Genomic DNA, 14,427 nt, shown 5'->3' on the forward strand with positions numbered 1-14,427 from the left:
GGGGGCGCGCATGGAGCGACTAGGGTGCCTGCCGGTGCCTCTCGCTCGCTAGGCTTCGGGCTAACGCCCTGCAGAATCGCTCGCGAAAGGCACCGGCAAATCGAGTGGGGGCGCGCAGCGCTTTGCTCGACGTTGAGACGTGGGATGGCACGGTTTATAATATAAGTTGGCTTTATTCTACACATATCCCGACAGATAGTCGGTTACGGTTTGAACAGGGAGGAAGTCGGCATGGCGAAGGTAGGAACAGATCTGGTCAAGCGCGGTATGGCCGAGATGCAAAAGGGTGGCGTCATCATGGACGTGGTGAACGCTGAACAGGCAAAAATCGCCGAGGCGGCCGGTGCTGTAGCGGTCATGGCGCTGGAGCGGGTTCCGTCCGACATTCGCAAGGCGGGTGGCGTGGCGAGAATGGCCGATCCGACCATTATCGAAGAAGTCATGAAGGCCGTCTCGATTCCCGTGATGGCAAAGTGTCGCATTGGTCATATCGTCGAGGCGCGTATTTTGGAAGCGATGGGCGTCGACTACATTGACGAAAGTGAAGTTCTCACTCCGGCTGACGACAAGTTCCACGTGGACAAAAGCAAGTTTACTGTGCCATTCGTTTGTGGCGCGAAGGATCTCGGTGAAGCTTTGCGCCGTATCGGCGAAGGTGCATCGATGATCCGTACGAAGGGTGAACCGGGAACGGGCAACATCATCGAAGCGGTTGTCCATCAACGCAAGATGCAAGCGCAGATTCGGCTTGTGCAAAATATGTCCGAGGACGAACTGTACGCAGAGGCAAAGAACCTTGGTGCGCCACTGCACTTGTTGAAAGAAGTGCACGACACGGGACGGTTGCCCGTTGTCAACTTTGCGGCAGGCGGTATTGCAACGCCGGCGGACGCGGCGCTCATGATGGAACTGGGATCGGACGGCGTGTTCGTGGGATCGGGTATCTTCAAGTCCGAAAATCCAGAGAAGTTTGCCCGGGCCATCGTTCAGGCGACGACCCACTATCAGGACTATGCCCTGCTCGCGGAATTGTCCAAGGACCTGGGTACCGCTATGGAAGGCATCGATATCGCGACGTTGCGGGCTGAAGAGCGGATGGCAACTCGCGGCTGGTAAATCCGCAGGGATCGAATCGGAGAACGTGGGTTTAGCAATCGGTCGCGCTGTACAGCACGCATCTACATCCTAGAATGTTTCCAATGAGCCGGGAGCCGGATGGCGTCCGGCTTTGCGTGGTTCATTGGGATGAGCGGCAGTGCCGCACAAGCAGACACGATTCGGACCATAGGGACCATATAGATAGAGGGATGGAGGAAGTCAGGTATGAAGGTCGGTGTGATCGCGGTACAAGGCGCGTTTCGGGAACATATCAAGGTCTTGCGGAATCTGGGTGCGGACGCAATTGAGGTCCGTCGCGCGCACGAATTGGACGGTGTCGACGCGGTGGTGTTGCCTGGCGGGGAGAGCACCGCGATCGGCAAACTGATGCGAGAATACAATATGCTCGATCCCGTCCGCGAGATCGCCCACGCGGGTAAGCCGGTGTTCGGGACGTGCGCGGGTATGATCGTGCTGTCGAAGCGGATCCTCGGCGAAGACACAGTCCATCTCGGCCTGATGGACGTCGCAGTCAATCGGAACTCGTTCGGCCGCCAACGCGAGTCTTTCGAGGCCGATCTCGACGTTCCCGTTCTCGGCCCGGAACCTTATCCGGCTGTTTTCATTCGCGCACCTCACATCGAATCGGTCGGTGAAGACGTTGAGGTGTTGGCGACGTACGAAGATCGAATTGTCGCGGTGCGCCAAGGGAATCTTCTTGCGACATCCTTCCACCCGGAGCTCACAGGCGATTTGCGGTTGCATCAATATTTCTTGGATATGGGCGCCAAGCAGTAATTTAATCGGGATGGGGACGTGACGAACCCGCTAGACGATGGAAAGCGGTACCTGGGGGTCCGCTTTCTAATCGTTCTTTGATAACTTTCGCGCATTCTTCAGAGGTGAGAACAGAAGTATCCACTTCAAGATCGTAGGCACCGTGTTGATGTACGGAATTTTGCCACAGAATTACAGGTTCAGGAACGGACCCATCATCAGCGAAGCCGACATTCCACGTTGCAATCCTTCGTTCCATAATAACTTCCATTGGGCACCGAACACCTACGAAAAGTACTGGCAGACCACGCAAAATGTTTGCGCAACTGGAGATGATACTTCTTCGTGTTCGATACAGATCATGATGTCCCACGTCGACTACGACGTTGATTCCCAAGCGACTGTGGGCAGCAATCGACTCATACATTGCTTTATACAAAGTCTCAACGATCGGTTCCAGATCCGGCCGTTCTCCTCCGGGGCGGAGTCCGATTCCTGGCAGATAACGTTGAGGCGTCATCCGCATAAATCCATCCACTCCCAGGTTCATCCACAGTTCATCGAAGGTATCTTGCATGACCTTGGCTATACTCGATTTCCCGGATCTGGGTGCACCGTTCAGAACGACAATTTGACCTGTTGAAGATAGATTCAGCATCTTGCATGACCTCCTCATGAACACGGAAACATCCTATCATGGATGATCGGTTTTATGTTTACGGGATGTACATTCTGTTGATTCTCAAGCGTCAGCGGATTGCCCATCGGAAACGGTTCGTCTCCGCAGGAAATGGATCGTCCGAACGTGATATATTAGGATGAGATGTGCGAATTTACGACTTTCAGGAGGCACACGGCATGTCGGTTCCCATGTACGAAACAATCGCTGATTACCTGCTTACGGAAATCCGCGAAGGGCGTCTTCGCGAAGGGGATCGCGTCATGTCGGAACGAGAATTGGCGGATCATTTCGGCGTCAGCACGATGACATCCAAGGGGGCGCTGGCGAGGTTAGCTGCACTAGGTGTCATCGTCCGATCGCGTGGCCGCGGGTCGTATGTGGCGCAGTCGCTGCCTGACCTTTCTCAAATTGGCTTGGAGTCAGAGACCATCATTGAGAGGGCAGATTCTCTTCGTGGAAGTGTCGTTGGTCTCATCATCCCTGGTTTTGACGACAGTTTCGGCGCCGAAACAATCCGAGCGGTGGAAAGTCGCTGCCATGATCTGGGTTTACATCTTGTATTGCGTTTGACGGACGGCAATCGAAATCTCGAAAAGGACGCAATTACCGATCTCCTACGGTTGGGGGTGGATGGGCTTCTCATTTTGCCTGTGCACGGTGAGCACTTTAGTACAGACATATTGCGACTCGTCTTGGACGGATTCCCGCTTGTGTTGATGGATCGCTACATGAGAGGGATCCCGGCGCGTGCCGTGTACACGAATAACACGGAAGCGGCTCGAGAGATGACTGAATACCTCATGGACTTGGGTCATCGCCAGATTGCGTACGTGTCTCCTTCTCCAGACAGCACTTCTTCGATAGAAGATCGTATTCAGGGCTACATGCTCGCCCACGCCGCTCGCGGTCTAGGCACGGCTCCAGACTTGCTGTTTCATGGCGTTTCCTCGACACTCACGCTCAAAGCCACCGAGTATTACGAGAAGATGTTTGCACAAGACCTTGCCGCGTTACGGACATTTGTTGGAGACCACCCTGAAGTCACCGCTTATCTGGCTTGCGAGTATGGTATCGCCATTTTGCTCCGCACTGCAATTACGGATCTAGGGCTACGAGTTCCGGAGGATTGTTCCATCGCTTGCTTCGATCATCAGTATTCTGCGCTGACTGCCCCATTTTTCACCCATGTTCTTCAGGACGAGGAGATGACCGGCTGTCGTGCCGTAGACGTCCTCGTATCCCTCATGCGTGGCGAAGAGCCGGCAATTGAGAATGTCATCCCCCATCGCATTGTCTTGGGTTCTTCAACTGCAGCTCCAAAAACGCGCTGACCCCAAACCATTTCGCCGGATACAGGCGACGTTCTGTGTACTGATCTTCGTGTCGGAAGTTATATATAAATTCGCGACATAATATATGTTTATTCGACATAACCTTACAAACACGTATATTGACAGCGCTTTCATTTCGTGAATAAGATATTAATATATTTATTGAGCAGTTAGCATACCACGATATCCAAAGGGGGATGTGAATGAACCGGAAATGGCGAACAGCAGGCGTCGTCGCATTGACAGGTGTGCTCGGAATGACAGCACTCGTCGGCTGTGGAGAAACACCTGCGTCTGGGCAACCGTCGATTGCTCCGCATGCCGACAAGGCGTCATCGGGCCACGCAATCGGTGGAACAATCAGCATGATTGGTGGGCCAGGAGGCACATTTGTGAACGAAAACAATCCGTTCGCGCCTGGTGCCAACAACTCACCCGCTGAACCCATCATCTATGAGCCCTTGGCACAGTGGAACTCAGCAAATGGTAAGTATATACCATGGCTTGCCACGTCGTGGACATGGAATGCGAGTAACACGGTTTTAACCGTGCAACTTCGTCACGGTGTGAAGTGGTCCAATGGGACGGCGTTTACAAGCAAGGACGTTGCCTTCACGTTCAACATGTTGCACAAATACCCCGCAAGTGATTTCAATGGTTTGTGGAGCTATCTCAAATCCGTGTCGGCAGATGGACCATATGCAGTCAAATTTACGTTGAAAAAACCTAATTCCATGTTCTTCTACTACATGGCATCTCAAACTGTCATTGTGCCGGAGGCAATCTGGTCCCATGAGAATCCCACCACTTGGGTCAATCCACATCCCGTCGGAACCGGACCGTATGTACTTTCGTCATTTACACCTGAGACGGTAACCATGACGCGCAATCCACATTATTGGCAAGGCCCCAAACCATACCTGCAGACAATCAAATTCCCGGCGGAGCAATCAAACACTACAACCGTCCTGTCCCTCGCCCAAAACCAGATCCAGTGGGGTGGTACCTTCTCCTTTGATCTGCAACGCTCTTACGTGAATCGGGATCCGAAGGACAACCACGTAGGCCTGTATCCGAATGGCATGGACGTACTCTACGTCAACAATCAAGTCTATCCCATGAACCTGCAGGTTGTGCGGCAGGCGATGAGTCTCGCCATCAATCGCACGCAGTTGGCGAATGTAGCATGGAGCGGCTATTCTCCTGCGGTCAAGGATCTAACAGGCATTACACCGGGAATGGACAAAACATGGTCGACACCCACTCTGCAACATGACTACGCAGTCCAATATAACCCCACAAAAGCAAAACAAATGCTGCTCAAGGCTGGCTTCAAAATGGGGGCGAATGGCACTTTGTTGACGCCAAAGGGCAAGCCTTTCAACATCACCATAGATGTACCCACTCCCTACACAGATTTCACGGCCGCCTCACAACAAATCGCCCAACAGTTGAAGCAAATCGGAATTAACGTCACGCTGCAAAACAATTCGGCGAACACATATTACAACAAATTACAACAGGGTCAATTCGACATCGGGATATGTTGGTCACCATGGGGTGCGAATCCGTTCTTCACGCTCTATCCTTTCATGTCTCAACAATTCTCGAAGCCGATGGGGCAGAACGCGTCCGCCAACTTTGAGCGCTACGATAACCCACAAGTAGAGGCGCTCGGGCAGAAGTTCCTGCAGACGAACGACCAGTCGAAACAGGTACCCATTGTGCGACAGTTGGCAAAAATCTTTGCGACCCAACTACCCGTCATACCTTTGACCTATCGAAACACGCCAATTGAATATTCAACAAAGAATATTGGCGGCTGGCCGACATCATCGAATCCGTATTGGAATCTGAACGAAGGCAACCTTCCCGTACTGGTGAACTTGTATTGGCATAATTGAGGAATTAGGCGAGAGGAGGATGTTGCATTCCTCCTCTTCCATACAAACCCGGGGTAGGTGAAAACGATGGCACGTCGTTCTCAAGGTTGGCAGTTTATCGCCAGCAAGCTCGGCTTGTATATCCTGATTTTTTGGGCAGCGATCACACTGAACTTCATTATTCCGCGCCTGATGCCGGGCAATCCAGCCTCTGCGCTGATGGCCAAGTCGCAAGGAAAGATGCCACCCAGTGCGCTCAAGGCGCTGGAGGACGCGTTCGGCATCAATACGCATGTAAGTCTGTGGAGACAGTATCTCGGGTATTTGAGGAACACAGTGACCGGACACATGGGTATTTCGTTTACGAACTTTCCTGTCCCTGTTGCGAAAGTGATCGGGGAAATGCTGCCGTGGACACTGTTTCTCATCGGTCTATCCACCATCATCGCCTTTTTTATCGGCAACATCCTCGGTCTCTATTCCGCGTGGCGGCGTGGAGGCAAGATTGCGGACGCACTGCCAGTAGCATTCACGGTCATCTCGGCAATGCCTTATTTTTGGATCGCCTTGGCATTACTCTATTTCCTCGGTTTTTCACTGAACTGGTTCCCGATTTCCCACGCGATCGGCAGCAACATCAAGGCCGGATGGAACTTCCAATCCATTGGCAGCGTGATCGATCACGCCACACTGCCCGCCTTTTCCATCGTCGTCACTTCGATGGGAGGCTGGATGATGCAGATGCGCAACAACCTGATCAGCATTTTGTCTCACGATTACGTCCAACTCGCACAAATGAAAGGGTTGCCTGAACCGGAAGTGATGCGTAATTATGGGGCGCGAAACGCAATGCTTCCAGTGCTCACAAGCTTTGCGATGTCACTTGGCTTTGTCGTTGGCGGCGCGGTGCTAGTGGAAGACGTATTCAACTATCCCGGCATTGGATACGCCTTGGTCGAAGCGGTTGGAAACTCGGACTATCCCTTGATGCAAGGGATCTTTCTAATCATCGTTTCGGCAGTACTGTTGGCCAATCTTATTGTGGATCTGCTCTACACCTTCCTGGATCCGCGCATCAGAAGAGCCTGACGAGCCGAAGGGAGGAATCGTCGCCATGACTACGCAAACAGCCATCCAGAATTCGACTGTGGCAGTGCGATCCAGCACGCGTCGCCGCTGGCGGGTGCCGCAACTTAGTCCAAAGGCGTGGGTAGGACTGTGTATTATTGTGCTGTTTGTCCTCGTTGCGCTGCTCGCACCGGTGATCGCGCCCGGCGATCCAACCGCGGAGACGTTTATACCCGACCAACCGCCTTCTGGGCAGAACTTACTTGGAACAACTGCCCTTGGCCAGGATGTCTTTAGCCAGGTCGTTTGGGGTGCACGAGATTCTTTGCTCGTGTCGTTTGTCGCTGGATTCCTATCTACATTCATTTCTGTCCTGGTTGGCATCACTGCAGGTTTTCTCGGCGGCTGGCCAGACAGAATCCTGTCGTTCCTAATCTCCATTTTTCTCGTGATTCCGGGTCTGCCTCTGTTGATTGTACTTTCGTCGTACGTGCCGTCAAAGGGCGAGTGGGTTACCATTGCCGTTCTGGCGGTCACAGGTTGGGCTTGGGGGGCTCGCACGCTGCGCTCCCAAGTGTTGACCTTGCGTGAGCACGATTATGTATTACATGCCCAACTGGTTGGACAACGCTGGTACAGCATCGTATTCGGTGAAATTCTTCCAAATATGGCCTCACTCGTCGTAAACAACCTGTTGTTCGCGATGATCGGCGCATTGTTGGCAGAGGCTGGTCTGGATTTTCTTGGACTCGGCAACGTCACAGCCGTCAGTTGGGGGACCATGCTCTATTGGGCCCAAAATAACGCGGCGCTGATCAATGGTTTGTGGTGGTGGTTTATTCCACCTGGTCTGGCGATCACCATCTATGGCGGCGGTCTGGCGTTGTTGAACTTCTCGCTGGACGAGATCACCAATCCGCGTCTGCGCAAGAGGAGAGTGAGGGTCCGTGTCAAAGGATGATGTTGCATTTTCTGTAGAAAACGTGTCCATCAGCTATCCAACTTCCAGAGGATGGGTTCAGGCTGTCCGTGACGTGACGATGCAGGTTAGGCGAGGGCAATTGGTGGGCTTGGCCGGGGAGTCGGGAAGCGGGAAATCGACCTTGGTACTTGCAGCCACTCGGGTACTTCAACCGCCCGCAGTGAAGGTCGAGGGACATGTTCAAATTGTCGGTCGAGATATCTTCAAGCTCACGAAGTCCGAACTGCGTACGGTGCGTTGGAAGACGTTCTCTTTTGTCACACAGAGCGCGATGAACGCGTTGAACCCAGTCATGCGTATCCGTGCGCAGATGCACGACGCAATGCGTGCGCACGACCCAGACTATAGCCGTTCAAAGGCGGATCGGCGCTGTGAGGAAGTGTTTCGAATTGTGGAGGTGCCCATCGCGAAGCTCGACAGTTATCCCCATCAGTTGTCGGGAGGACAACGTCAGCGCGCCGTGATCGCACTGGCACTCGTCCTGCAGCCGCAACTGATTATTATGGATGAACCGACGACGGCGCTGGATGTCGTCGCCCAGCGGGAAATCATCGCGCTTATCCGCAAATTGCAGCGTGAACTCGGCTTCGCAGTGCTTCTCATCACGCACGATTTGTCGCTGCTTCTCGAAGTGGCAGACGACGTGGTGGTGATGTACGGGGGCAGAATCATGGAGAGCGGGCCCTCATCCGAGTTGTTGCGAGACGCTCGCCATCCGTATTCGCGAGCGCTTATCCAGTCTTTTCCGCCTTTGCATGGGCCCATGAAGCGGCACGAAGGCATTCCGGGCTCCCCGCCTGACATGCAGAATCCTCCCCCAGGATGTCCGTTCGCCGAACGCTGCGCCAGCGCCATCGACGTGTGCAGCGAAAAGGCACCAACACTGGTGTCCTGGCGGGAACGTCAGATCGCCTGTCATGTGGCTCAAACCGATGTCGCGGATTCGGAGGTGGGCGTATGAGCGCTATGCGACAGAACGTCCCAACAATAGAGCCTCAACGACTCGGCGCACCGCTTGTCCTTCAAAATGTGCACAAGCGCTTTGTTCAGGGAGGACGCGTCTCGCATGTGTTGCGCGGCGCTGATTTACAAGTGGGAGCAAGCGAAATTGTCGCCCTCGTGGGAGAGTCGGGATCCGGCAAGTCGACGCTTGCGCGTACCATTATGCGGCTATACACACCGGACGAAGGGAGCCTGATGTTTGACGGCCGCGACGTAACGACTGCCCGCGGGCGTGATCTGCGTGAATATCGTCAGCGCGTACAGATGGTGTTTCAGGATCCTTTCGCTTCGTTGAATCCCACGCATAGCGTCCGCACCATTTTGAAGCGCAGCCTGCCGCCGCGGCTTCAATCGCTTCGCGACAAAGAGCGCGATGATCTGTTCCGCGACGCGCTGGAGAAGGTTGGTCTGACGCCGCCCGACAATTTCCTGCAACAGTTTCCCCACGAACTGTCAGGCGGGCAGCGTCAACGCGTGGCGCTTGCTCGGTCACTCGCTGGACGTCCCGATCTCGTCTTGGCCGACGAACCCGTCTCCATGCTCGACGTGTCGCTGCGCCTTGGCGTGCTAAACCTGATGCTTTCCCTCAATGAACAGTATGGCATCGGTTATTTGTACATCACGCACGATCTCGCCAGCGCCCGCTACGTGGGTGCACGCATCGCCGTGATGTATGCAGGGGATATCGTCGAGGAGGGTCCTGCCGACACCATCGTCGAAGAAGCAAAGCATCCGTATACGCAGTTGCTGATTCAGGCAGCGCCAGATCCTGATCGGCGCGGCGTCGATGATCTCGATTCCGCCGTATTCACTGGCGAACCGCCCAACTTGAGCATGGAGATACAGGGATGCCCGTTTCAATTTCGCTGTCCGCACGTGATGGACAAATGCCGGAAGGAAGTCCCAATGAAACGTCCCGTTGGTGATGGGCAGTTGGTCAAGTGCCACCTGTACGCGTAGTGGGCTCGGCTTCCAATACAAACGCCAACTGGCGCCTGCGCTGGAACGAAGATCGGCGGAGATTGCGCAAAAAGGGCGTCCCGATTCTCGGGGCGCCCCTTTTGCGTTTCATACAGGCGTTTCATACACACCGGTTCGCGCGAATCCGGTATACGCAATTCTAGCGAGGTGTAAAATATAGAAAATGGTTTTCTATTATTGACAATCGCACCGACGCGATGTACGGTGTTACAGCAAATCGTTTTCGATAAATGAGATCTGAGGCGAGCAGCATGGATAAGTCACCCATCAAAGAATTGCTGAACGAGCAAAAATTCCGTCTGACGAGCGAACGTGAGAGCTTGTTGGACGTGTTCTCCAGATCATCCTCCATGGTCACCCCTGCCCAACTCTACGAGTTGGCACAGCAGCACGACATCAGAATCGGGTTGACGACAGTCTATCGACTGCTCGAGGTCCTGACGAAGATTGGGGTTGCGACGCCGTTCCTCGTGGATGGAACCATCTACTACGCGTATTGCGGGTGCAATCACCATCACCATTTTGTCTGTCTCTCCTGTCACCGGGTGACGGATTTGCATAATAGCTGCCCTTCGTTTCACGTCCCGGAAAACTTCGACGTGATCGCGCATCGATCCGACGCGTACGGAACGTGTCCGGATTGTCGCAAAGCGAGCGAAGTGGGGTGCAATCCGTGAGGTTTTGGTACAATCCCCACCACATCACGTGGCTGATCGATTTTGCCACCGTGTTTCTCATGGGCATCGTTCACGGCATCACGCCAGACGAGCATACATGGCCCATCACGTTCAGTTATTCCATCGGAAGCTACAGCACCCGCGGCGGGATGCGCGCTGGTTTGTACTTCTCGCTCGCGTTCACGCTGCAGCGGGCCATCGCATCGGAGTTGGCGTATTTCGCCCTGGCGGGCTTCCTGATGAAGCCGGGTGCGGAGCAAATCGTGTACGTGATCGTCGGGGTCGTCATGCTCCTGTCAGGCTACTTCATCCTGTACCGCCACAAGACGCTGCATCTGTTCCCTTGGCTCGAACGTCTGACGCCAGCGCTTCCAACGGATCGGGAAACAGTGCCCGTCAAGCTCGCCCTCATCCACGGCTTTATCGCGGGATGGGGCACCGGAGCGTTCGCCACCATCATCTATACGGTCATTTCGCCGCGTATGCCGAGCGCGTGGATCGCGTTTATGCCAGGCTTGCTCTATGGACTCGGCACATTGCTGATGCAAATCCTGATTGGCGCCGCGTTTGGACGGTGGATTGAGCGTCAGCGGCTCGAAGAGAAGGCGAAGGCGTTCATTGGCCGCTTCGTCGCGGGCAATACGCTGCTGATTGGCGGAATCCTCTTCGCGCTGGCTGGCATTGCCGAATTGCTGGATCCCGCCCTCGCCGACTGGGCCATGCCCACCGGGCTGCATGTCTACAACCTGGACTCCATCAACGTCGCCCTCCTGTTGATTATCGTCGTGGTCGGCGGCGCTGGCGGCTGGTCCATCTGGCGCGCGATGAAGCGCGTGCACGACGTGCGGGAAGTCTGACGCAGGCCGCGGCGCGTTCTCGTGGGTTCACACCTTCATCCACACCGTGATCCACGTGCCTCCGCGCGCGCCCATCCACCTGGGGCAACTTGGCTAGGCTTCCCATCCCATGCTATGCTGTGGACAGCCCAAGATTCAGCGTCGCGGCGCGCAGCGCGGAACAACTCGTATCCGCGCAAATGCGCGTTGCGCCGTGAATCCCAAGAACGAAATCGTGAGGTGCCATATTCCATGTTAGATATCCGTGCCATTCGGCAAAATCCGGACGAGTTCAAGGCGAAGCTCGCGCGCAAGAAGGTGCCCGCAGAGGTCATCGACGCTCTGCTTGCCGCCGACGAAGCGTGGCGATCCGCCCTCGCCGAGGTTGAGCGCCTGAAGGCCCTGCGCAACTCGACCTCCGAGGCCATCGCGGTAAAGAAGAAGAACAAGGAAGACGCCAGCGCGGACATCGCCCGGATGCGCGAAGTCGGCGAAGAGATCAAAAGGCTGGATGAGATGGTGCGCGAGCAGGAAGCCGCCGTTCAGGAGTATCTGCTCACATTGCCGAACGTGCCGCACGATTCCGTACCGGATGGTGAGTCGGAAGCGGACAATCCCGTCCTGCGGACGTGGGGCGAAGTGCCGAAGTTTTCGTTTGAACCCAGGGCGCACTTCGAGATCGCGGAGGAACTCGGCATTCTCGACACAGAGCGCGCGGTCAAAATCACCGGCAGCCGCTTCGTGCTGTACAAGGGGCTCGGCTCCCGGCTCGAGCGCGCCCTCGCAGCGTTCATGCTGGATCTCCACACGGACAAACACGGCTACACCGAAATGTTCCCGGCCTTCATCGCCAACGAGGACTCGCTCATCGGCACAGGCAACCTGCCGAAGTTCGGCGACGAGATGTTCAAGCTCGAAGGCTTGCCGTACTATCTGATCCCGACCGCCGAGGTGCCACTGACCAACTATTATCGCGACGAGATTCTCAGTGTGGATCAGCTCCCGGTCAAATTTGCCGGTTACTCGTCCTGCTTTCGATCCGAAGCTGGATCTGCCGGCAAAGACACCCGCGGCCTGATTCGCCTGCACCAGTTCCAGAAGGTCGAACTGGTCAACCTGGTCTTGCCCGAAGAGTCGTACAACGTGCTCGAGCAACTGACGCGCGAGTGCGAGGCCGTCCTCCAGGCGCTCGAGCTGCCCTACCGGACCATCGAGATCTGCACTGGCGATCTCGGCTCGAAAGACGCGAAAAAGTACGACATCGAAGTTTGGCTCCCGGCGTCGAACACGTATCGCGAAATTTCCTCCTGCACCAACTTCGAGGACTTCCAGGCGCGCCGCGCCAATCTGCGATTCCGCCGCGACGACTCATCACGGCCCGAATTCGCGCATACCTTGAATGGGTCAGGATTGGCTATTGGCCGCACCGTCGCGGCCATACTGGAGAATAACCAGGAGGCCGACGGCTCCGTGCGGATTCCGAAGGCACTCGTGCCCTATATGGGCGGGATCGAGCGCATCACGAAGTAAGGATCAGCCGCGATCCGGCGGACTCGCCCAGCCTTGCCGGGTCCGCGGGCAGATCTGCCGAATCCCGCGGCCGACCGATTCACGCCAATCCGCCAGCCCGATGACCAACAGGAGGTTTCACATGAGAATCTCTCACGTCAGCTTCCGGCTTTCGAAGGACGACCTCAACGACCTCATCAGCGAAGTGGCGCCGGATATCGGATTGCGCATCACCGAAATCAAGCCTGATGGCGCGCACGGGATCTTTCGCTTTCTCATGTGGAACATCGACTTTTGCGCAAAACCGTTCAGCAATCGCGACAAGGACGAAATTGCGGTCGAGATCAGCGCGCGCAAGCTCGTCAACATCCCGCCAGCCATCGTCCAGATGAGCCTGCAAGAAGCGATGCGCGACGCGCCAGTCGGGATTGAAGTGTTGCGGCAGAGCCTCAAGCTGCATCTGCCCAGCATCCTTGAACCGCTAGGCATATCGCTGAAGGTCGAGGATTTCTCGTGCCAGGACGGATTCGTCTTGGTCCGAGTCTCGGATTGCGACCTAGCCCTGCTCAAGGGCAAGTTCGGCGCCGAGGCACGAAGGAAGTGAGGAATGCGGCGGCGATGGACGGAACGTGGTTTGACGTGTGGAAGCGGCCAGTTGGGCGCGTATGGCAGAACGGTTCAGCGGCGGCGATCCAGATTCAGTCAAGTGGTTGATTTGAAGCACATCGAGCGTTAGAATATTAGGGCGTTTACAACATGCACCCGTAGCTCAGTAGGATAGAGCGGTGGTTTCCTAAACCGCGTCTTGCGGGGGTTCGAATCCCTCCGGGTGCGCCAGAAAAAACCCAGTAACGGCGCGGTTTTCAGGCGAACTGAGAATCGCGTTTTTTAAGTCGAACGTGCATATTGCAAATCAACTGCAAATCACGCTTTTGAAATCGGTGTTTGAATTGACGAGAAAAGGTCGTCTAAGCTGTTTGCGGCCGCAGCCTGTAATCCGGGTATAACTTGGCTATACGTATTCAGTGTCACGCTGATATCTGAGTGCCCAAGGCGCTCTTGTACAATCTTAGGATGGACACCACGGCGTAACATAATGGTTGCATGTGTATGGCGTAAGTTGTACATCGGTATTCGTTTCAAACCGGCTCGCTCTACTGCCACATTGAAAGACTTGCGTAGATTATGACCAAGTACAAAGCGTCCTGTTCCGGTGGCCACAACCAAGTTATTATCTTCCCATTTCTCCCCTAATTTGAGTCGTAGTTTTGCCTGTTTAGACTTATGAGCACGAAGGGCAGCCACAACACCGTCAGAAATGTCTAGCCTACGGCGCCCCGCTTCTGTTTTGGGCGCTTCTAACTCATAACCAGAGCCAGTATACGAATATGACACTTCAACGCTTATAACCCCTTTGTCGAGGTCAACGCGATCCCATCGTAGTCCTAGCACTTCTCCGACACGCATGCCAGTCGATGCGAGTAGTAGAAATGCAGTATAGTGCTGTGAACTGGTGGCAGCTCGTAACGTTATTACTTCGTAGGGATGACAAATGTCTGCGAAAGTGTTTGAAAATTATTATCCAGCCACTTAATTTTACA

General features: G+C 54.9%; 14 protein-coding genes and 1 tRNA gene. 13 read left to right on the plus strand and 2 right to left on the minus strand.

All coding sequences use genetic code 11. From position 1 onward, the window contains the following. Positions 1 to 231: 231 nt before the first annotated feature. On the plus strand, positions 232 to 1,116 hold the full coding sequence (gene pdxS / locus AAC01S_RS16330) for a pyridoxal 5'-phosphate synthase lyase subunit PdxS (protein ID WP_067624907.1): 885 nt from the start codon (positions 232 to 234) through the stop codon (positions 1,114 to 1,116). A gap of 207 nt (positions 1,117 to 1,323) precedes the next feature. Then, positions 1,324 to 1,896, plus strand: a complete 573-nt coding sequence (pdxT, locus tag AAC01S_RS16335; RefSeq protein WP_067624910.1) for a pyridoxal 5'-phosphate synthase glutaminase subunit PdxT — start codon at positions 1,324 to 1,326, stop codon at positions 1,894 to 1,896. Position 1,897: 1 nt separating this feature from the next. Here pdxT and AAC01S_RS16340 read toward each other — a convergent pair whose 3' ends face one another. Then, positions 1,898 to 2,533, minus strand: a complete 636-nt coding sequence (locus tag AAC01S_RS16340) for a chloramphenicol phosphotransferase CPT family protein (RefSeq protein WP_067624913.1) — start codon at positions 2,531 to 2,533, stop codon at positions 1,898 to 1,900. A gap of 200 nt (positions 2,534 to 2,733) precedes the next feature. On the opposite strand from AAC01S_RS16340, the gene AAC01S_RS16345 reads away from it, so the two are divergent. From AAC01S_RS16345 to AAC01S_RS16395, 11 genes are all read left to right on the plus strand, one after another. Continuing rightward, positions 2,734 to 3,888, plus strand: a complete 1,155-nt coding sequence (locus AAC01S_RS16345) for a substrate-binding domain-containing protein (RefSeq protein WP_067624916.1) — start codon at positions 2,734 to 2,736, stop codon at positions 3,886 to 3,888. A 203-nt stretch (positions 3,889 to 4,091) separates the two neighbouring features. Further along, positions 4,092 to 5,792: an ABC transporter substrate-binding protein gene (locus AAC01S_RS16350; RefSeq protein ID WP_067624939.1), complete on the plus strand. Its 1,701-nt coding sequence runs from the start codon at positions 4,092 to 4,094 to the stop codon at positions 5,790 to 5,792. A 66-nt stretch (positions 5,793 to 5,858) separates the two neighbouring features. Then, entirely contained in the window at positions 5,859 to 6,860 is a 1,002-nt protein-coding gene (locus AAC01S_RS16355; RefSeq protein ID WP_067624942.1) for an ABC transporter permease, read from the plus strand. A gap of 25 nt (positions 6,861 to 6,885) precedes the next feature. Next, entirely contained in the window at positions 6,886 to 7,800 is a 915-nt protein-coding gene (locus AAC01S_RS16360) for an ABC transporter permease (protein ID WP_083511899.1), read from the plus strand. Next, entirely contained in the window at positions 7,787 to 8,782 is a 996-nt protein-coding gene (locus AAC01S_RS16365) for an ABC transporter ATP-binding protein (protein WP_067624944.1), read from the plus strand. The genes AAC01S_RS16360 and AAC01S_RS16365 overlap by 14 nt, the downstream gene beginning before the upstream one ends. Continuing rightward, complete coding sequence (locus tag AAC01S_RS16370) at positions 8,779 to 9,783, plus strand: ABC transporter ATP-binding protein (RefSeq protein ID WP_067624945.1); 1,005 nt, start codon at positions 8,779 to 8,781, stop codon at positions 9,781 to 9,783. The genes AAC01S_RS16365 and AAC01S_RS16370 overlap by 4 nt, the downstream gene beginning before the upstream one ends. 272 nt (positions 9,784 to 10,055) lie before the next feature. Beyond that, positions 10,056 to 10,481, plus strand: a complete 426-nt coding sequence (locus tag AAC01S_RS16375) for a Fur family transcriptional regulator (protein ID WP_067624948.1) — start codon at positions 10,056 to 10,058, stop codon at positions 10,479 to 10,481. Next, positions 10,478 to 11,338 carry a hypothetical protein gene (locus AAC01S_RS16380; protein ID WP_067624951.1) on the plus strand — a complete coding sequence of 287 codons (861 nt, stop codon included), beginning with the start codon at positions 10,478 to 10,480 and terminating at the stop codon, positions 11,336 to 11,338. Before AAC01S_RS16375 ends, AAC01S_RS16380 begins: the two co-directional genes overlap by 4 nt. 231 nt (positions 11,339 to 11,569) lie before the next feature. Beyond that, complete coding sequence (serS, locus tag AAC01S_RS16385) at positions 11,570 to 12,847, plus strand: serine--tRNA ligase (RefSeq protein ID WP_067624958.1); 1,278 nt, start codon at positions 11,570 to 11,572, stop codon at positions 12,845 to 12,847. A 121-nt stretch (positions 12,848 to 12,968) separates the two neighbouring features. Then, positions 12,969 to 13,430: a hypothetical protein gene (locus AAC01S_RS16390; protein ID WP_067624953.1), complete on the plus strand. Its 462-nt coding sequence runs from the start codon at positions 12,969 to 12,971 to the stop codon at positions 13,428 to 13,430. Between the two features lie 154 nt (positions 13,431 to 13,584). Next, a tRNA-Arg gene (locus AAC01S_RS16395) sits at positions 13,585 to 13,663 on the plus strand. A gap of 87 nt (positions 13,664 to 13,750) precedes the next feature. Here the strand turns inward: AAC01S_RS16395 and AAC01S_RS18995 are convergent. Then, positions 13,751 to 14,380: a site-specific integrase gene (locus AAC01S_RS18995; RefSeq protein ID WP_083511902.1), complete on the minus strand. Its 630-nt coding sequence runs from the start codon at positions 14,378 to 14,380 to the stop codon at positions 13,751 to 13,753. Positions 14,381 to 14,427: the final 47 nt, after the last annotated feature.

Origin of the sequence: Alicyclobacillus acidiphilus NBRC 100859 (assembly GCF_001544355.1) — a bacterium.
GTDB classification, from domain to species: Bacteria; Bacillota; Bacilli; order Alicyclobacillales; family Alicyclobacillaceae; genus Alicyclobacillus; species Alicyclobacillus acidiphilus.